The organism is Marinobacter sp. UBA5687, assembly GCF_002420325.1.
GTDB lineage: Bacteria > Pseudomonadota > Gammaproteobacteria > Pseudomonadales > Oleiphilaceae > Marinobacter > Marinobacter nauticus.
In genome coordinates, this window is sequence record NZ_DIHV01000103.1 from 1 (window position 1) to 19206 (window position 19206).

The 19206-nt window shown below is 57.5% G+C and carries 14 protein-coding genes; 10 read left to right on the forward strand and 4 right to left on the reverse strand.

The window, feature by feature from the left end; translation table 11 throughout:
* The 5 genes from B3Y70_RS10740 to rluB form a co-directional block, all read left to right on the forward strand.
* The coding region (locus B3Y70_RS10740) for a succinate--CoA ligase subunit alpha (protein ID WP_414674115.1) at positions 1-396 on the forward strand (396 nt) is incomplete at its 5' end.
* A 195-nt stretch (positions 397-591) separates the two neighbouring features.
* Positions 592-1806, forward strand: a complete 1215-nt coding sequence (locus B3Y70_RS10745; RefSeq protein ID WP_011784667.1) for a tryptophan--tRNA ligase — start codon at positions 592-594, stop codon at positions 1804-1806.
* A 37-nt stretch (positions 1807-1843) separates the two neighbouring features.
* The gene (locus B3Y70_RS10750) at positions 1844-2671 is read left to right on the forward strand and encodes a segregation and condensation protein A (protein WP_011784668.1); all 828 of its coding nucleotides are present in this window, start codon (positions 1844-1846) and stop codon (positions 2669-2671) included.
* Positions 2672-2687: 16 nt separating this feature from the next.
* The gene (gene scpB, locus B3Y70_RS10755; RefSeq protein ID WP_199453150.1) at positions 2688-3353 is read left to right on the forward strand and encodes an SMC-Scp complex subunit ScpB; all 666 of its coding nucleotides are present in this window, start codon (positions 2688-2690) and stop codon (positions 3351-3353) included.
* A gap of 41 nt (positions 3354-3394) precedes the next feature.
* A complete protein-coding gene (rluB, locus tag B3Y70_RS10760) occupies positions 3395-4381 on the forward strand; it encodes a 23S rRNA pseudouridine(2605) synthase RluB (protein WP_022992466.1) in 987 nt (328 codons plus the stop codon).
* Positions 4382-4390: 9 nt separating this feature from the next.
* Here rluB and B3Y70_RS10765 read toward each other — a convergent pair whose 3' ends face one another.
* The gene (locus tag B3Y70_RS10765) at positions 4391-5317 is read right to left on the reverse strand and encodes a GGDEF domain-containing protein (RefSeq protein WP_022992465.1); all 927 of its coding nucleotides are present in this window, start codon (positions 5315-5317) and stop codon (positions 4391-4393) included.
* 272 nt (positions 5318-5589) lie between these two features.
* Here B3Y70_RS10765 and B3Y70_RS10770 point away from each other — a divergent pair, with 272 nt between their 5' ends.
* The 5 genes from B3Y70_RS10770 (at position 5590) to B3Y70_RS10790 (ending at position 15848) form a co-directional block, all read left to right on the forward strand.
* Positions 5590-6270 (forward strand): GntR family transcriptional regulator, encoded by a 681-nt coding sequence (locus B3Y70_RS10770; protein WP_022992464.1) that lies wholly within the window; start codon positions 5590-5592, stop codon positions 6268-6270.
* A gap of 1 nt (position 6271) precedes the next feature.
* The gene (gene smc, locus B3Y70_RS10775) at positions 6272-9763 is read left to right on the forward strand and encodes a chromosome segregation protein SMC (protein WP_286896375.1); all 3492 of its coding nucleotides are present in this window, start codon (positions 6272-6274) and stop codon (positions 9761-9763) included.
* A gap of 130 nt (positions 9764-9893) precedes the next feature.
* Positions 9894-10904: a cell division protein ZipA gene (gene zipA / locus B3Y70_RS10780; protein WP_286896377.1), complete on the forward strand. Its 1011-nt coding sequence runs from the start codon at positions 9894-9896 to the stop codon at positions 10902-10904.
* A gap of 24 nt (positions 10905-10928) precedes the next feature.
* A complete protein-coding gene (gene ligA / locus B3Y70_RS10785) occupies positions 10929-12965 on the forward strand; it encodes an NAD-dependent DNA ligase LigA (protein ID WP_288589776.1) in 2037 nt (678 codons plus the stop codon).
* Positions 12966-13112: 147 nt separating this feature from the next.
* A complete protein-coding gene (locus tag B3Y70_RS10790) occupies positions 13113-15848 on the forward strand; it encodes a hypothetical protein (RefSeq protein ID WP_286896381.1) in 2736 nt (911 codons plus the stop codon).
* A 27-nt stretch (positions 15849-15875) separates the two neighbouring features.
* On the opposite strand, the gene B3Y70_RS10795 is transcribed toward B3Y70_RS10790, so the two are convergent.
* The 3 genes from B3Y70_RS10795 to B3Y70_RS10805 all read right to left on the reverse strand — a co-directional run bounded on the left by B3Y70_RS10795 (position 15876) and on the right by B3Y70_RS10805 (position 19114).
* Positions 15876-16514 (reverse strand): CBS domain-containing protein, encoded by a 639-nt coding sequence (locus tag B3Y70_RS10795; RefSeq protein WP_286896384.1) that lies wholly within the window; start codon positions 16512-16514, stop codon positions 15876-15878.
* A 90-nt stretch (positions 16515-16604) separates the two neighbouring features.
* Positions 16605-18500 carry a bifunctional tRNA (5-methylaminomethyl-2-thiouridine)(34)-methyltransferase MnmD/FAD-dependent 5-carboxymethylaminomethyl-2-thiouridine(34) oxidoreductase MnmC gene (mnmC, locus tag B3Y70_RS10800; protein WP_286896386.1) on the reverse strand — a complete coding sequence of 632 codons (1896 nt, stop codon included), beginning with the start codon at positions 18498-18500 and terminating at the stop codon, positions 16605-16607.
* A 5-nt stretch (positions 18501-18505) separates the two neighbouring features.
* The gene (locus tag B3Y70_RS10805) at positions 18506-19114 is read right to left on the reverse strand and encodes a peptidylprolyl isomerase (RefSeq protein ID WP_288589777.1); all 609 of its coding nucleotides are present in this window, start codon (positions 19112-19114) and stop codon (positions 18506-18508) included.
* Positions 19115-19206 lie beyond the last annotated feature (92 nt).

Genomic DNA, 19206 nt, shown 5'->3' on the forward strand with positions numbered 1-19206 from the left:
GAAGCGGTCAAGCAGACCACGGACTTCGGCTACGGTCAGTCCACCTGTATCGGTATCGGTGGCGACCCGATTCCTGGCTCCAACTTCATCGACATTCTGAAGCTGCTGCAGGAAGATCCGGAAACCGAAGCCATCGTCATGATTGGTGAGATCGGTGGTACCGCTGAGGAAGAAGCGGCTGCGTTCATCAAAGAGAACGTCACCAAGCCGGTGGTTTCCTACATTGCCGGTGTCACTGCACCTCCGGGCAAGCGTATGGGCCATGCTGGCGCCATCATCTCTGGTGGTAAGGGTACGGCGGACGAGAAGTTTGCCGCCCTGGAAGACGCCGGTGTTAAAACCGTGCGCAGCCTGGCCGAAATCGGCAAGGCCCTGAAGGAAGTGACTGGCTGGTAAAGCAGCCCTGAGCTTCACCAAAACCCCCGGATTCGCGAGAATTCCGGGGGTTTTGCGTTATAGGGCTCCGGTTTTGTGCCGCATTGCTTAACGCCGGCGAGTGTAAAGACTATAATGCCCGGTCAGCCTGATTTCAGCGGCCGGTTTAGGCGCTGATCTCCGGCGCTCTATAAACAGAAAGAAGGAGTTCGTGCTTTGAGTTCTGTCGATTCCCAGCAAAGAGTGTTGTCCGGCATGCGTCCGACCGGCAAGCTGCACCTCGGCCACTACCATGGTGTGCTGAAAAACTGGGTCAAGCTCCAGCACGAGTATGAGTGCTTCTTCTTTGTGGCGGACTGGCACGCCCTGACCACGCAATACGATGATCCCTCAGGCATTGAGCAAAGCGTATGGGATATGGTCATCGACTGGCTGGCGGCCGGAGTTAATCCGGGCTCGTCCACCATGTTTATCCAGTCCCAGGTTCCGGAACACGCCGAGCTGCACCTGTTGTTGTCTATGATCACGCCCCTGGGCTGGCTGGAACGCATTCCCACCTACAAGGATCAGCAGGAAAAGCTGCGGGAAAAGGATCTGGCCACCTACGGCTTCCTCGGTTACCCGTTGCTCCAGACTGCGGATATCCTGATGTATCGTGCCGGCAAGGTGCCGGTTGGTGCTGATCAGGTATCCCACGTTGAGATTACCCGTGAAATCGCCCGCCGGTTTAACCACATCTATGGTCGCGAGCCCGGTTTTGAAGAGCAGGCCGAGGCCGCTATCGTCAAGATGGGCAAAAAGAACGCGAAACTCTATCGCAACCTGAAAAAACGGTATCAGGAAGAAGGCGATTTTGAGGCGCTTGAGACCGCACGGGCCCTGCTGAAAGAACAGCAGAACATTTCGCTGGGTGACCGCGAGCGGTTATACGGTTTCATTGAAGGCGGAGGCAAGGTGATACTGCCGGAGCCGCAGCCGTTGCTGACGCCGGAATCCAAGATGCCGGGGCTGGACGGACAGAAGATGTCCAAGTCCTACAACAATTACATTGGCTTGCGTGAAGATCCGGACAGTGTTGCGCAAAAGATCCGGACCATGCAAACCGACCCGCAGCGGGTGCGACGGACAGACCCGGGCGAGCCGGAGAAGTGCCCGGTTTGGGGTATGCACAAAGTCTACTCGGACGAGCAGACCTGCCAGTGGGTACAGGAAGGCTGCCGCAGCGCCGGTATTGGCTGCCTGGACTGCAAAAAGCCGCTGATCGATGCCATCATCGAGGAACAGAAGCCGTTGCATGAGCGTGCCCGGGAATACGAGAGCAATCCGGATCTGGTGCATTCCATTCTGCAGGAAGGGCGAGAGCATGCGCGCGATGCCGCACGTGATACCCTGGAAGAAGTCCGTGCAGCGATGGGGCTCAGCTACCGCTGATTCCTGACCGCCAATAACGTCAAAGGCTGGCAAAGGCATGACCGAAGACACCAGGGAGCCGGAAGAAGCGCAGGCAACGACACCGGAACAGGTGCCGCTGGCGCTCGTATCCGGCAAACCCCTGGTGGATATCCCCAAGGATCTTTATATCCCACCGGATGCCCTCGCGGTTTTTCTGGAGGCCTTTGAGGGGCCGCTGGATTTGCTGCTCTACCTCATTCGCCGCCAGAACATGAATATCCTCGATATTGATGTCAGTGAAATCACACGCCAGTACATGGATTACATTGGTGCGGTGGAAGCGATGCGGTTCGAGCTGGCAGCCGAGTACCTGGTGATGGCTGCGACCCTGGCGGAGATTAAATCCCGTATGTTGCTACCCCGCCAGGAGAGTGACGATGAAGACGATATTGATCCTCGGGCAGAGCTGATTCGCCGGCTGCAGCAGTACGAACGCTTCAAGAAGGCTGCGGAGGATATCGATGAAATCCCGCGCATGGAACGGGATACCTATCCGGCTTCCGCTGCTTTACCCAAGCTTCCGTCATCGCAACCCCATCCGGACGTTGATATGAAGGAGCTGTTACTGGCGTTGCAGGGTGTTTTGCAGAGGGCGGATCTGTTTACCAGCCACCATGTCGAGAAAGAGCGGTTATCGACAAGGGAGCGGATGTCCCACATTCTCTCTGTGCTGCAGGGCGACCGGTTCGTAACATTCGAGAGCCTGTTTACCCTTGAAGAGGGCCGGCTTGGCGTGGTGGTGACCTTTCTTGCCACACTGGAACTGGTGAAAGAACAGCTGATTGAAATCGTTCAGGCGGAAGTGCTCGGCCCCATCCATGTCAGGGCGCGGGCGGCAAGCTGAAGGATCGAGTGACACTATGAACGAAGAACATCTGGCCCGTATTCAGGCTATTGCTGAGGCGGCACTGTTGGCGGCCGGCAAGCCGTTGTCTATGGAGCAGCTGCGCGAGCTGTTTGGCGAAGATGAGCGCCCGGCCAGGCAGGTGATGGAGCATGCGCTGATGATGCTGGAGCAATCCTGCGAAGGCCGCGGCTTTGAGCTTCGCAAGGTTGCCAGCGGGTACCGATTGCAGGTCAGGGAAGAGTTTGCGCCATGGGTTGGTCGACTGTATGAGGAAAAGCCCCAGCGTTATTCCCGGGCGCTTCTGGAAACTCTGGCCCTGATTGCCTATCGTCAACCCATCACCCGTGGCGAGATCGAGGATATTCGTGGGGTTACGGTAAGCAGCAATATCATTCGAACACTGCTTGAGCGAGAGTGGGTGCGCGTGGTCGGTCATCGGGATGTCCCTGGGCGGCCTGCCATGTATGCCACCACACGCCAGTTCCTCGATTATTTCAACCTGACCGGGCTGGATGAACTGCCTCCGCTTTCTGAGGTACGTGACCTTGAGGAGATCGGTCGGGAAATAGAGCAGAACATGCAGGGAGAGATCAAATTCGACTCTCCTGATGGTTCCGGTGCCAGTCCGGACTCCGACGCGGAGTCCCAGGCGCCTGAACCGGATCAGACACTTCACTGAAACCCAGGTTTCAGCCCCGTATATCAAGGATATTTACCCTTATGGCGGCAAAAGGCCCCGAAAACAAAACAGCCCGTAGCGATCAGTCTCTAAGTGCAGGTCCGGAGCGGGTGCAGAAGCTGCTTGCTCGCGCCGGCGTTGGCTCCCGGCGGGAAGTGGAAGGCTGGATAGAGGCCGGTCGACTGCTGGTCAATGGTGTTCCGGTTCAGCCTGGCCAGAAGGCTTCCACTTCTGATCGTTTTGAGCTTGATGGCAAGCTGCTGGACGTGAGTTCAGCTGCCGAAGTTGTGCGTCGGGTGCTGATTTACAACAAGCCAGAGGGCGAAGTAACCAGCCGGAAAGACCCGGAAGGGCGGCCCACGGTGTTTGACCGCCTGCCGCGGCTCAAGGACCAGCGCTGGATCTCCATTGGGCGTCTGGATATCAACACTACCGGTCTGGTGTTGTTTACCACCGACGGTGAGTTGGCGAATCGCTTGATGCATCCCTCCAGTCAGATTGACCGGGAATACGCGGTTCGGGTATTCGGTGAAGTGGATGACGCCATGATTGAGCGCCTGAAGGAAGGTGTGCTGCTTGAAGACGGCATGGCCAAGTTTACCGATATCAGCCCGGCGGGTGGCAAAGGTATGAACCAGTGGTTCCACGTAACCTTGCTGGAAGGTCGCAACCGGGAGGTGCGTCGCCTTTGGGAATCTCAGGGCGTTCGGGTGAGCCGTCTCAAGCGGGTACGGTATGGACCGATCTTCCTGCCCAGCCGGTTGACCATGGGCCGTTGGGAAGAGCTGGATCAGAAGGGTGTTGATGCGCTGAGCCGTGCCGTGGGGCTCGGCAGCGTTGCTGTACCCCAGAAAACTCCGGGAGAGCAGGCTGCCCATGATCGCAAGCGCCGCAAGAGTCCTGGTAAATCACTGCAACGGACGCGTAAAGGTGGAAGCTGGCAAGTCGCCGATGGTGCGCCGCCAAAAAAACGGTCTGATTCCCGCGGGAAGCCGTCTGCAGGCAAGGGCAGAAAGCCCGCTCGCTGAGGCTTCTCTTCAGGAAATACTTGCGAATACACGTGTGCAGTTTCTGCCGGCCGCCTTGGCCCGGTAGAGTGCTTCGTCGGCCCGGGCAAGCCATTGCTCGGGCTGTTCATCCGTCAGGTGCATCGCCACACCGCAACTGGCGGTAACCGTCAGAGGTGTTTCACCGCCGTCCACTCGAATGCTTTCAATGGCAGCCCGAATTCGATCTGCTACGTCACGGGCTTCCTGCTCGTTGGTATGAGGCAGGAGAATGGCAAACTCCTCGCCACCAAAGCGATAGACCGTGTCGGAATTACGCAGGGCCTGCTCAAGCTTTTCTGCGGTGCGAGCGAGAATGTGGTCGCCAACCACGTGGCCGTGGTTGTCGTTAATCAGTTTGAAGTGATCCAGATCGCACAGGATCAGGCTCCAGGGGGCGCCGTGTCTGTCCGCCATGGCGCTGGCGCGCTGGAGCGCCTCATCCAGTGCCCGTTTGTTGCCAATGCCTGTCAGGGAATCCGTCAGTGCGGTCTGTTCGATGGCAATGAACTGGCAGGCATTGCGAATATGGCAGATCGCACCGGAGAGCATCATCTCGATACCCGTCAGTTCCTCTTCGCTGAATCGCTGGCGACGGTGTAACGTCAGAGTGCCATACTGGTGACCTTCCAGAGAGAGACGGTACTCGCAGCGATGGGGGCCACCCATGCCAGTGGAAAAAACGAAGTCCTGACGGGCGATGCGGTGCCTGTAATTGAGTGAGTCGAAAGGCACCATGTCTGTCATCTCCTCCGCCAGAATCGACAATTGCGCCTCGAGGGAGAGAGTGGTGCTCAGGCGTCTGGCCAGCCGGGCCATGACATCGGAGGTGTTGTTCCAGTCCTGGAACGACTGCTTCAAAGCGGCAAGCCGCGCGGGGCGGGAAGTGTTTGGCCGGATCGATGTCAGGTTTTTCACAGTAGGACGCTCTGCTGGTGACAAAGTGATTTGCTGTACCAACAAGCAGAAAAAATGCCATAAGATAAAAACCCAATAAAAACAATAGAAAAGTGCCTCCTGTTAAAGTCGATTCCATAAACTGGCAGATAATATTTGCCTGGTTGTCAAAATTCCGGCAGCGGGTTGCCGGTTCTGAAGACGTGCAATCGAAATGTCGGACAAAGGGGTGGGGCTGCCAAAAGCCTGTGATAAACTCCTGCGCTTGAATGTACCAAGCGAGCTGTCGATTTATGAGATTTCAGGCACCGGAAAGCCTATCCGAACAGATTGCCCAACATCTGGGGCAGCGCATTGTTGTTCGCGATCTCAAGCCGGGAGAGCGAATTCAGGAGCTCAAGGTCGCCGGCGATCTGAATGTCAGCCGCGGCTCCGTGCGTGAGGCTCTGCTGATTCTGGAGCGGCGTCATCTGGTTGAGATCTATCCCCGGCGCGGGGCGGTGGTGTCGGAGCTGACGATAGACTCGGTGAATGCCCTTTACGATATTTACATCGATCTGCTGTGCATGTTGGCTCGCAAGGTGCTGGAGCGTTGGCCAGGTGAACAGCTCGGCGGCGTGATGGGGCAGGTTAATGAAATGCAGGCGGTTATTGATGCCCTGAACTCGAATGCGCCCGATGCCGCAGAGCGGGTCATTGAAGCGGGGTTCGGGGTCATGCAGTATGCCTACCGTCTGGTTGACAATCCCTTTCTTGAGGAAACCCTCGAAAACTTCCGTCCCGCCATCAGCCGGACCTATTACGTGGCGCTGGATCATTTCCGGAGTGAGATCGCAGAAACCGGTACCTTCTTCCGTCGTCTGGCCGATGCTGCCGTTGAGGGCGATTCCGAGCGTCTGCAACGGGTTATTCAGGACTTTGGCGAGCATCAGCGCCACCAGGTTCTGAGTATTCTCACGGAGGAGACCGCCTGATATGCGGCTGAAGTCCATCAAGCTCGCGGGATTCAAATCCTTCGTTGATCCCACTACGGTGCCTTTCCCCTCCAACATGACCGCGGTGGTGGGCCCTAACGGCTGTGGCAAGTCCAATATTATCGATGCCGTTCGCTGGGTAATGGGTGAAAGTTCCGCGAAGTACCTGCGTGGCGAATCGATGACCGACGTTATCTTCAACGGTTCCAGTGCCCGCAAGCCGGTGGGACAGGCGTCGATTGAACTTGTTTTTGACAACAGTGACGGATCGGCGCCCGGCGAGTTTGTGAAGTTCAACGAGATTTCGGTAAAACGCCGGGTATCCCGGGAAGGGCAATCCGAGTATTTCCTGAATGGCTCCAAATGCCGTCGTCGTGACATTACCGATCTGTTCCTTGGAACCGGTCTCGGGCCGCGCAGTTACGCCATTATCGAGCAGGGCATGATTTCCCGGCTGATTGAGGCGAAGCCCGAAGAATTGCGGGTATACATCGAGGAAGCTGCGGGCATTTCCAAGTACAAGGAACGGAGGCGGGAAACGGAGAACCGTATTCGCCGTACTCAGGAGAACCTGGAGCGGCTGACAGACCTTCGCGAAGAGCTTGGACGTCAACTGCAGCACCTGGAACGTCAGGCGGCCGCCGCGGAAAAATACAAAGCCTACAAACAGGAAGAGCGCGAAAAGAAAGCCGAGCTAACGGTGTTGCGCTGGAAAGCCCTTGATGACGATCTTCAGACCTGGCGCGGAAAAATCCGCGATACCGAGCTGGAACTTGAGAAGTTCCTGACCGAAAGGGTGAACCTCGAAACTTCGCTGGAATCGCTCCGGGAAGACCACCACGAACGGACCGAGCACTTTAACCGGGCTCAGGCCCGGTACTATGAGGCCGGGGCCGACATTGCCCGTATTGAGCAAAGTCTGGAGCACCAGCGCGAGCGCAGCCGACAGACTGCCGCAGAGCTGGATCAGGCCCTGGCCAACGAGCGCGAATTAGGCCGCGAACTGGAACAGGATGAAGAAAAGCTGGCCACGCTCCGGGAAGAGCTCGACATGATCGAGCCTGAGCAGGAGGCATTGGCGATACGTTCAGAGGAATCGGCCGAGAAGCTCCAGCAGGCAGAAGAGGCCATGAGTGACTGGCAGCATCGCTGGGATGAGTTCAGTACCCGTTCATCGGATGCCCGCCGGCAGGCCGAACTGGCGCAATCCCGAATTCGCTCTCTTGAAGACGCCATCGAACAGCTGAAAACCCGACAACAGAAATTGCGGGATGAGCAGGCGCTGCTCGACGGACAATTGGATCGCTCGGAGCTCGAGCAGCTTCTGGAAGAACAGGAAACCCTGGAACTGAAAAGGGAAGAAACCGCGGAGCGTATTCAGCAACTGCAGGATCAGGTGTATTCGAGCCGACAGGCTTTGCGCGAAGCCGAACAGAGTTCATCTGAATATCGCCAGACGGTACAGAGCCTCAAAGCCACGATGGAGTCCCAGCAGGCACTTCTGGACGAACAAATGGGTGCCGGCGACAATGCCCTGCAATCGTGGCTGGCCGATCAGGGGCTGACCGACGCGCCGCGACTTGCTGCGAAATTGTCGATTGAGGACGGCTGGGAGTTCGCCGTAGAGCAGGTCATTGGCCGCTTCACCCAAGGACTGACATTGCCGGAGTTTGATCAGCTGGCTACGGCGCTGGAATCGGCACCCAAAGGTTTTGCAGTGGTCAGTGACGGTGAAGCCGCGCCTGTAACCAACGGTCTGGCGGCCAAGGTAAGCGGTGTCGCAGGGATCAGCCAACTGCTTTCTTCGGTTTACGCTGCCGATACCCTTCCCGAAGCCATGGCCAACCGCGCTGGTCTGGCGCCTGGCGAAAGCATCATCACCCGGGACGGTGTCTGGCTGTCCCGGGACTGGTTACTGATGCCAGACTCCGATGCAGCTCAGGTTGGTGTGATTGAGCGGCAGAAAAAAGTGGCGGAATTACAGGCAAAGCTCGCGGAAGCGGAAGCCAGGCTGGAGCAGGCAACCGAGCAACTCGAGCAGCTGCAAGAAAAGGCTGAACGTGCGGAAACCGAACGGGACGAGGCCCAGGCACGCCACAGTGACATTGAACGGGAGCTTGGTGCTTTGGCATCCCGTGCCAGCGGCCTGAAGGCCAGGGCAGAACAGATTGACGCCCGGCTGGCCCGCATCAGGGAAGATATTGCAGATGTAGACCTGGCTCTGGAAGAGCAGCAGGCCAACCTTCAGGAAGCCCGTGAAGAGTGGGACATTGCACTCGCATCCAGCGAGGACAGTGATGAAGAGAAAGAGCAGTTGCTGGAGCAACGGGATTCTCTGCGGGAAAACCTGGACCGTCTGCGCCAGGAAGCCCGGCACGATCGTGATCACGCTCATCAGTTGCAACTTCAGTTGCAGACGCTCCAGAGCCAGCGCGACGGACTGCAGCAAACCATCGACCGGATGCAGATGCAGAAAGAACGGCTGGAAGAGCGACTGGATGTTCTTCGGGAATCCCGGGAAAGTGCCGAGGAGCCGATCGAGGACCTCCAGCTGCAGCTTGAAGGGTTGCTGGAGCGAAGACTGGCCGAAGAAGAAAAGCTCAGTGCCGCCCGGGATGCGCTGGAAGAAATTGACCGCCAGGTTCGTGATCGTGAACAGGGGCGGAGCCGAACCGAACATCAGGTTCAGGAAATCCGAGCTCGGCTGGAAAAACTGAAGATGGAATCCCAGGCCCTGGAAATTCGGTCCGGCAACCATATTGAGCAGCTCAAGGAACTCAACGTTAAGCTCCAGGAAGTGCTCGAACAGCTGCCAGAGGATGCTGAAGAAAAGGTCTGGGCCGAAGAGCTGGAGAAAATCGGTAACCGTATCCAGCGCCTGGGAGCAATTAACCTCGCGGCCATTGAAGAGTATCAGGTACAAAGCGAACGCAAGACCTACCTGGACGAACAGCACAACGACCTGATGGAAGCGCTGGAAACCCTGGACAATGCCATCCGGAAGATTGACCGGGAAACCCGGCAGCGCTTCAAGGAGACTTTCGATCAGGTGAATGGCGGCCTGCAGGCCCTGTTCCCGAAAGTATTCGGTGGTGGCAATGCCTATCTTGAGTTAACCGGGGAAGACCTGCTGGAAACCGGCGTGGCCATTATGGCCAGGCCGCCGGGCAAGAAGAACAGCACCATCCACCTGTTGTCGGGGGGTGAGAAGGCGTTGACGGCCATCGCGCTTGTGTTCTCGATTTTCCAGCTCAATCCCGCTCCGTTCTGTATGCTGGACGAAGTGGACGCGCCGCTGGACGACGCCAACGTGGGTCGCTACGCGAATATGGTTAAGGAGATGTCGAAACAGGTTCAGTTCATCTACATTACCCATAACAAGATCGCCATGGAGATGGCGGATCAGTTGATGGGGGTCACCATGCATGAGCCAGGCTGTTCGCGACTGGTGTCTGTGGATGTGGATGAGGCCGCCGCACTGGCGGAAGCCTGATGCACGCAAAGGTTGGCGAAATGCTCGCCAACCATGACAATAACGCCATCTGGGCCCGGTGTGCGTTGTATTCATTACGGGCTTTTCTTAGAGTAGCAACGTTCCAAACTGCAAACAGGACAGCAGCATTATGTCACTTAGGGAATGGTTAATTGCCATAGGTACCCTGGTTATTATTGGAATTGTGATTGACGGTGTGCGTCGTATGCGGCGTGCCCGGAAGGAATCCATGGCCATTTCGTCTGGTATGGGGGCGGACGAGCTCAAGGATTCCCCGCTGGATGATGACTTCAACCCGGAATTGCCCAATGGCGGCGCCCGCACGGTTTCCCGTTCGACACTGGAAGACCGGGGCTATCTGAAGCGCGATATGTCCGCGCCCGTAAGTGCTGATCAAGAAGACGATGTAACCCCGGAATCCGGCTGGAGCGCCCGGGACGACGATGAGGATGACGGCATCCTGAGTCCGCCGAGGGTTGTGAAACCGGAAATAGAAGAACCCGAGTCCCTTGATCCCGAGGAAACCAGCACTCCGGAACCAGAAGCGGATAAACCGAAAACCAGGCCCACCCGGCCTGAAAAGGCCAAAGCCGAACCCAGAGCGGAAGAGCCGCCGGTGGCTACCACCGAAGTTGAGGAAGATACCGCCCGGCGAACGCCTGGGAAACCGCGCAAGAATCAGCCCCTGGCTGGAGCCAATCGCCCCGAGGCCAGGGAAGTGCTGGTGATCAATGTATTGGCTCGCAGCGGTGAGCAGTTCCAGGGCAGCAAGCTCAAGAGCCTGTTTGAGGCCTGCGGCCTGGAGCATGGCGATATGGACATCTACCACCGCCATGAATCTGAGGACACCACCACGCCTGTGCAATTCAGCGTGGCCAACGCCGTGGAGCCGGGCACGTTTCGCCCTCAGGACATGGCCGGGCTTAGCACCCCCGGTATCAGTTTCTTCATGAGCCTGCCAGGGCCCACCAATGCCTTGCAGGCCTTCGAGTTTATGCTTGAAACCGCCCAGTGTGTGGTGCGAAACCTCGGTGGTGAACTGAAAGACGAGCGTCGAAGCGTGATGACACCGCAAACCATTGAGCACTGTCGCCAGCGCATTCGTGAGTTTGAACGCAAGCAGCGCTCCCAGCGAGCCTAATAGCCCGTCCGGACCCCAGACCCGATGACTAACGTTCCCGAAACTATCCGGAAGCGCGTGGATTCTCTGCGCGCTACCCTCGAAGATCACAATTACTACTACTACGTGCTGGACGACCCCAGAATTCCCGATGCCGAGTATGATCGGTTGTTTCGGGAACTGCAGAAGCTGGAAGCTGAACACCCGGAACTGGCGACTGAGGATTCACCCACCCGTCGGGTAGGCAGCAGCGCTGAGACCAGTTTCGAAGAAGTTACGCACCGCCTGCCGATGCTGTCGCTGGATAATGCCTTCAGTGAGGATGAACTCCGGGATTTTGATCGTCGGGTTCGTGACCGGCTGGGTGAGGACGGCGCCATTGAGTATGTCTGTGAGCCCAAACTTGATGGTCTCGCCGTCAGTCTGCACTACGAAAACGGCACCTTAACCCGCGCCGCTACCCGGGGCGATGGCTATACCGGCGAGGATATCACCGCCAATATTCGCACGATTCCGTCGGTACCCCTCAAACTGCGCGGCTCGGGATACCCGGATCTTGTTGAAGTTCGGGGTGAGGTTTACATGCCCCGTGCCGGTTTCGAGAAACTCAACGAGCGGCTGGCAGAGCAGGGCGAGAAGACCTTTGTCAATCCCCGCAACGCTGCTGCCGGAAGTCTGCGCCAGAAGAAATCGACCGTAACCGCCAATCGCCCGTTGGAACTGTGCGCCTACAGCATGGCGGTGACCGATGAAACGGTATTGCCGGAAACCCATTGGGACAGCTTGCAGCTTGTTCGGGGCTGGGGCTTTCGGATTAATCCGGAAATGCGCAAGGCCGAAGGTGTGGAAGCCTGCCTGGATGCCTATAACGAATTGATGGCCAAGCGCGACAGTCTGCCCTACGAAATCGATGGCATTGTTTTCAAGGTAAACCGCCTGGATTTCCAGCAGCAGTTGGGGTTTGTTTCCCGTGCCCCAAGATGGGCAATCGCCCATAAGTTCCCGGCCCAGGAAGAGTTGACCGTTATCGAAGATGTGGAATTCCAGGTGGGCCGAACCGGAGCGGTAACACCGGTAGCCCGGCTGAAACCGGTGTTTGTCGGCGGCGTCACGGTATCAAATGCGACCCTGCACAACATGGACGAGATCCGGCGCCTGGATGTTCATATCGGCGACACGGTGTTCATTCGCCGGGCTGGGGATGTAATCCCGCAGGTGGTGAAGGTGGTGCCGGAAAAGCGCCCAGCCAAGGCGCCGATGGTTAAAATGCCAGAGCATTGCCCGGTCTGTGGCTCAGATATTGTCCAGATTGAAGGGGAAGCTGTTGCCCGGTGTTCCGGCGGTCTCTATTGCCCGGCTCAACGCAAAGAAGCGATCCGGCACTATGCGTCCCGGAAGGCCATGGATATTGAGGGGCTTGGGGACCGGCTGATCGAGGTATTGGTAGACGAGGGCATGGTCAGCACCGTGGCGGATCTTTATCGCCTGACGAAATTCCAGATTGCCAGCCTGGAGCGCATGGGCGACAAATCCGCTGCTAATCTGATTGCCGCCATCGACCGCTCCCGGGCACCGGCGCTTTGGCGTTTCCTCTACGCGCTGGGTATTCGGGAAGTGGGTGAGGCAACTGCAAAGCGGCTGGCGGCCCATTTCGGCACGTTGGAAGCGATTTCCGAAGCGGATGAAGAGACTCTGCAAACGGTGCCTGACGTCGGGCCGATTGTGGCCGGCCATATCCGGAGTTTCTTTGATCAGCCCCACAACCAGGAAACACTGGCGGCTCTGAAAGAGGCAGGTGTCACCTGGCAGGAAGAGCAGGTGCTTTCGGCGGATGAACAACCCCTCAATGGCCAGACCTGGGTATTGACCGGCACTCTCTCCGGCATGACACGGGATCAGGCCAAGGAAAAGCTTGAGCAGCTCGGTGCCAAGGTTGCTGGTAGTGTCTCCAAAAAAACCGCCTGCGTTGTCGCAGGCGAGGCCGCCGGCTCCAAACTGGCCAAGGCTGAGCAGCTGGGGGTGCCAGTGTTGGACGAGGCAGGGCTGGCCAACCTGCTACGGGAGCATGGTCTGGAGGTCTGAGGGCAGCTGGCCAAAGAATCTGAGAACTCGCGCAGATCGCTCTGGATTCAAATTGGCTACCATGGCGTTGATCTGTAACGGTGTGTAAACCGGGTGCCAGGCACCCGGGCACGGCCATAACAATAACGTCATGAAACGGATTTTTGCATGCGCGCCGATTTGTTCTCCCGCTCAACCGCCTCGGGCCGCCTCCTTGGTGTTGCCCTGATTGCCCTGGCAGCGACCGGCTGCAAAACCGAGAAAGATCCTGACCAGCCCACCTTGTTGGGGGCCCCGCCAACCACCGCCTATCTGGGGGTGGAGTATTACTACAACTGGGGCGCCTATGGCGGCGAAAGCATTCTCGATTACTCCCTGACCAATGCACCATCCTGGCTTGCGCTGGAAGACACCAGCAATAAGGCCCGTCAGGGTATTATCATGCGCGGTGTGCCTGGGCTATCCGGCGGCAACCGGGGTGAAGCTGATCTTGGCCAGACCGAGAATATCGAGATAGTCACCACGGACGGCCGCATGGCGGGTTTTCAGCCGTTTGATATTGAAGTCAAGCGGAACGTAATTACCCTCGACGGAGCCAACCTGAAAGAAGGTGAAAGTCAGGCGTCTGAAGATGAGTCGGAAGAGCGGTGTGCGGTGCCTGAGTTGGATGCCGGCACTTACTCTTATGATCTCCAGAAGTTCGATAATGAAGGCGCGCCGGATGGAACTGAGTCAGTCACCTACCCAACTAAGCGCGCGTATGTAAAAGTCAATCTGGATCAACCCTCCGTTACCGAAATCAAAATCGCCTTTGAGCTGCGTTCGGAGTTTGACCCAACCGCCTGTGACAATGACGAAATTGATCCCGCACATCAGGACTGCAGATACAGTCGTGCCAACACAGGTACAGTCATCATCGGTGAAGACCTTATTGCGCTGAGTGAGGAACTGAATCATCCGGTTGATAAAGAAGGTAATCCTCTCGAGTACATCGAATACGACATGACTGGTGATACGGTAACCAGTGGTGTTGTGACGCTGAAGCCCGGTATTACCGAGTGCTACATTCCCTTTGAAGTGGTTGACGACCTGATTCCCGAGCCAACAGAAGTCGCGACGATGGTACTGACCGAGGTCCGTCAGGGCATTGCCTCCCTGGGCAACGGCAGTGTTGAGGTAAAGGCCAACATTTCCATCGAGGACAATGAGCCGCTACTCAGCATTGAAACCGTCAATGGCGGCAGCCGGGATACGATCAATATCGACACGACTCGAGAGTATCGAGCCATTCTCACGGGTGACCGTAAAACCCTATTCAGAGCCAAACTGGCAAGGATTGGTGCACTGACCGGCGTTGCCGAGGACGAAACCTTCGAGATTGTTCAGAAGAATGCACAGGACGACTATGACGAAATAGAAGAGCTGGTATTCCCGCTGGAGCAGGATGAAATCATCTTTGGTGTGCGTGCGCTTGCCTATAACAATCTACAGGATGAACTGGAGGACAACGCAGCACCCATCGGCGTAGATGTCAGTTACCAGGCTGGCCGGGCAGGGTATGCCAGGGGCGCTTCCGAAACACTTATGAGAGTGAACCTGAACCGCCTGATCGCACCGCTGGCCTGGAATGATGGCTTTGTGGCAACGGATGTGGCTTTGGGCCATGAGGGCCGGGTGTTTGTTGCTGGCTACCTTCCGGGGAACAATCAGGTTCAGGTACGCATCTATGACCAGGCAGGCACGGAGCTCCAGACTGTTGAGGTGACAGACCCGGCAGTGGCACTGCAACCCTCTGAGGTATTCCTGGATGTGGGTGTGCGAACGGTCACTGAAAACAATAACCGCGTAAATCGTTATGAAATTGCCGTTGCTTTCAGCTCTGACGAGGCAGGCCTGGGCACACCGGTGGGCGGGGTTGATGCGGTAACGGCCCTGTTCCATTTTGACGCTGGTTCGGGGGAGTATGATTCCAGCTGGACCGATGAAATCTATCGGATTGGCACCCCGGCCGACGATTCTGTGCGCTGGGTCGGCATAAACGGCACCACTGGCTATGTGTTGGTGGGGGGTGAAACCCGAGGTGCCTGGAATACCGGTGCCTATCAGGGCGGGACCGACAGTTTCCTGGCTCGCATTGATACTGCGGAGAACGCAGGGGCTCTGGAGCCGACCCTGGCCTGGGCGCGGCAGGTGGGCTCCTCCGGTAATGAGATCGTGGTCGGTGGTAGCTCACAAGGCTCGCTGGCGCTGCTGTTCGGGTCATCGCCACTGACGCTTGATGGCCTGGGCAATGTTGGTCCGTATTTCTTCAATGGCAACACGGGAGAATCACCGACCGTGTATCAGGTGGGTGAAGACAGCTCTGAATCACTGAGAGACGGTCTTTATGGCGGTGCAGGGGTTGTGCTGGTCGGCGATGCACCCTATAGCTACCGATTCCGTGAAGCCCGGCCAGAGGACGCCGGTACCGATAACGCAGAGGATGAGATTATTCGCACACCGTTGGATAACCGCGCTGGTTTTGTTCTTGGATTCAATACGTCAGGCGAACCTCTGAGCGCGTACACCGTTGATGATGCGGATGACCTTTCTAATGAACTCCTGACCAGCGGTGTCCGGTTCGACGATGATATCGTGGTGTCGGGCAATACCAACGGGAGTTTTGTTGAAGGTCAGGCGGCGCCGGTGTCTGGCACAGAGAGTATCCTGGCCCGAGTGGACACATCCGAATCCGACGCAGCGTTCCGGAACTGGCGTAAGCAGCTGGCATTCGAAGGTCTGGAAATTCTCGACCTGGAAAATTATCGCGACGATGAGGTAGTGGCGCTGGCGGACAGAAACGGCGAGAGAATGGTGCTTGTCTTCAGTCCGGAAGGTGAGTTACTGACACCGATAGCGCCGTAATTCCCAGGCTGGCAGGTCAGGGAGGATTCAGACCGATCCTTCCTGCCGGCCGGCATTGGCATAGAGCTTCAGGTAGTCTGTGCTGGTGACCACACCGGCGGGTTTGCCGGCAGCATTGATCACCAGCGCGGCATTCAGCCGGTGAGCGAGCATCAGGCGAGCCAGTTGATGGGCATCTGTTTCCGGAGAGGCGGTCAGAAACGCCGGAAGTTCGATGTGAATCAGGCTTTGGTCCAAAGCCTCTGAACTGTGCTCGTGAATCCAGGAAAGGAGCCAGCGCAGGTCGATCAGACCTGCCACATTGCCATCGGCGAGCACCACCAGATGATGTACTCCGTGTTCTTCCATGGTAGCCAATGCCTCTGCGACGGTGGCAGAAGCAGGAACCGAGAACTGGGCTGGTGAGCTGATGTCGGCGACTGGCAGGTAAACCCTTTCTTCCCGACGTTCGCCGGCGGCAGCGGCACCATATTCCTGAAGTGCGCGAAAGCGGCTGCCACCGCTGTGGACTGCCTGCTGGAACTCGGCATCGGTAGCCTCGCTATGTTCGGCAGAAATGGCCGCAGACTCCGACAGCTCGGTGACATCACCCACCCGGCGACTTCGGAACGCTTCGGGTAACCGGGTCCCGATTGGGCGCCCGGGTTCACTGACGAAAATGGACATGATTCCACCTCTCCGGGGATTCTCCCCTTTACCACCACCTTATGAACGTTTATCGGCCGCCTGACCGTTCGCTATAGCAAGAGTTTATTACTATCCGGTTAGCTGTTTCCGGTAAAGACGTCCCGTTTCCACACGACGGGCGAGCCGGGTATTCAGGCAGGGCGGTTGCTCGCAGATCCGGTCGGCCAGATATTCAGCCAGCAGGGGAGCCCACACCAGGCCTTTGCTGCCGAAACCCGTCAGCAGAAACACGCCGGGCTGGACTGCCTCGTCGTTGACGGGGCAAGGACCAGCCACCGGCTGATAGTCGTGTGTGGTGCAGCGGAATGCCACGCGTCCCTCAAGGTGTTCTGCCTGTATGTGCTTTGAGATGTTTACGGAGGGCAGCAGTTCCCGAAGTTGGTCCAGGTTTTCCTGATGCCCCTCGGGCGTTGGTTCCGGGTTATCGTCACGCAGATCAAATGTGGCACCGGTTATGGCATTGCCTTCATAAACGGGGTTCAGGTATTTGGTGCCGCAGACGACCACGTCCGGAAGTTGGCAGTTGTCTGCCGGTAACCGGGTGACCTGTCCGCGAATTGGCTTCAGGCGCAGCGACTGGCCTTCTGGCACAGGAGCAAGCGAGCCGCTTTCATGGCCGGCGGCAACCACAACCTTTGTTGCCCTGAGTGATCTTCCGTCACTGGCCTTTATCACCCAGTGATTGTCCACATACCGCAGCGTATCGACGTTAAAGTCGAAAACCGTGCGGATGTGCGGGTGATCGATGAGTGTTTGGCACGCACGGGCCGGTTGTAGCCAGCCGGAACTCGGGAACCAGAGCCCTTCGCACTGTACAGGCATACCGGCAATACGGCTTGCTTCGGCGGCTGTCACGGCCGCCAGCAGGTTTTCAGGGTAGGTGTTGCGTTCCAGAAATCGCCTTTGGCGATCCTGCTCCTGGTCCGTGGCTGCAAGCTGCAGCAAACCGCTGGGATGCCAGAATTCGCCCTGCCATCGCTGGTAGAAACGCTGGCTGAAGGAAAGCGCGGTGGCCGCGAGCTCTGTCTGGTCGTTGTACTCGACACCGAGTTTTACGTACAGAGCCCCCTGGTCATTGCCGGAGGCGCCCGCGCCGGGGCCATTGGCCTGGTCGACAAGCACCACCGGAACGCCCCGTTCTGCAAGATTCCGGGCCAGAGCGGCACCAGCAATGCCGGCACCAATGATGGCTATGGACTCCGCTCCGGCGGCGGGTGCAACGACCTGTTCCGCCGCTGGAAATCTGCCGGTCAGCATCTCCCGCTTGCGGCCGAAACCGGGCACTTTCAGCATGTCAAAGCCTTCATCGGCCAGAGCGCGACGAACCCTGCCAACTGAGGTAAAAGTGGCCAGGGTGGTGCCCGGTTTGCTATGAGCACGAATCTGCTGAATGGCCTGTTCGAGCCACATGTCGGGGTTCAGTGACGGCGCAAATCCATCCAGAAACCAGGCGTCTGCCACGAATTCCAGTTCGTTCCAGGCGTCCAGTACATCGCCAAAATAGAGGGTAAGCCTGATAGCGCCGCCGCCAAGCACCAGGCGGTGAGACCCTTTTATCAGCGGAGGGTAGTTCTCAATCAACTCCCGGGCCAGGGGTTGCAGCCCTGGCCAGCTTTCCAGGGCCTTTTCCAGATCGGCCAAAGACAGGGGATAGCGCTCGACCGAGATGAAGTGAAGAATTGCGTGGTCTTGCCCGTCGGGGCGTTGCGACAGCCACTCTGCCCAGGTTGCCAGGAAGTTGAGCCCGGTGCCGAAACCGGTCTCCGCGATCACAAAATGGCTGTTGCTGTTCAGTGCTGCAAATCGCCCGGGCAGTTCATTTCTCTCGATGAACACATAACGGGTCTCGGCCAGGCCGTCATCCCGGCTGAAATAGACATCGCCAAAGCGGGCCGATTCAGGCACTCCGTCTTGCCATATCAGTTCCGCCGGTTCCATTGCCGGCGGAAGAAGGTCGGGGCTCATGGGGCTCAGTTGTCTTTCGTGATTTCTTCGGCGGACTCGATAATGACGGGGCTCACGGGGACATCGGCCATGCCGCGCTGGTAGCCGGTCTGAACCCCGGCGATACGATCAATCACGCCCATGCCCTCGGTAACCTTGCCGAAGACTGCATAACCCGGGCCCCGCACTCCGGCGTTCAGGAAGTCATTATTGACCACATTAACGAAAAACTGGCTGGTGGCTGAATCCGGCGCATTGGTCCTGGCCATGGCAATGGTGCCTCGGAGGTTGGGCAGGGTACTGGTTGCTTCATTCACGATGGGGGCTCTCGTTTGTTTGCGTCCAAGATTCTCATCGAATCCGCCGCCCTGGACCATGAAGCCGGGAATTACACGGTGAAAGATGGTGCCATCGTAAAATCCGCTGTTTACGTAGGCCAGAAAGTTTTCAACGGTTTTTGGAGCGACGTCGGGCCGCAGCTGAAGCACGAATGCACCTTCCGTCGTCACAAAGCGGACCTCCGGAAGTGCCGGTTCCTCGCTCTGGGCCATGGCTGTTGAGGTTGTCAGCAGAGTGGCAACGAAGGCAAAGAGGACAGACATCACAATCGAGATGTGTTTTACGGAATTTGTCATTTCAAGGCAGCTCTCTGTTACAGGTGGTGACCAGAATACTGAGATAATCCGGTTATTACGAAGTTTGTGCAGATCTTAACAGATCATTACGC

Excerpts from the sequence above, each read along its gene's own strand:
- B3Y70_RS10750 (WP_011784668.1), top strand. The coding sequence starts at position 1,844 with ATGACCGAAGACACCAGGGAGCCGGAAGAAGCGCAGGCAACGACACCG.
- scpB (WP_199453150.1), top strand. The coding sequence starts at position 2,688 with ATGAACGAAGAACATCTGGCCCGTATTCAGGCTATTGCTGAGGCGGCA.
- rluB (WP_022992466.1), top strand. The coding sequence starts at position 3,395 with ATGGCGGCAAAAGGCCCCGAAAACAAAACAGCCCGTAGCGATCAGTCT.
- B3Y70_RS10770 (WP_022992464.1), top strand. The coding sequence starts at position 5,590 with ATGAGATTTCAGGCACCGGAAAGCCTATCCGAACAGATTGCCCAACAT.
- smc (WP_286896375.1), top strand. The coding sequence starts at position 6,272 with ATGCGGCTGAAGTCCATCAAGCTCGCGGGATTCAAATCCTTCGTTGAT.
- zipA (WP_286896377.1), top strand. The coding sequence starts at position 9,894 with ATGTCACTTAGGGAATGGTTAATTGCCATAGGTACCCTGGTTATTATT.
- ligA (WP_288589776.1), top strand. The coding sequence starts at position 10,929 with ATGACTAACGTTCCCGAAACTATCCGGAAGCGCGTGGATTCTCTGCGC.
- B3Y70_RS10790 (WP_286896381.1), top strand. The coding sequence starts at position 13,113 with ATGCGCGCCGATTTGTTCTCCCGCTCAACCGCCTCGGGCCGCCTCCTT.
- B3Y70_RS10795 (WP_286896384.1), bottom strand. The coding sequence starts at position 16,514 with ATGTCCATTTTCGTCAGTGAACCCGGGCGCCCAATCGGGACCCGGTTA.
- mnmC (WP_286896386.1), bottom strand. The coding sequence starts at position 18,500 with ATGAGCCCCGACCTTCTTCCGCCGGCAATGGAACCGGCGGAACTGATA.
- B3Y70_RS10805 (WP_288589777.1), bottom strand. The coding sequence starts at position 19,114 with ATGACAAATTCCGTAAAACACATCTCGATTGTGATGTCTGTCCTCTTT.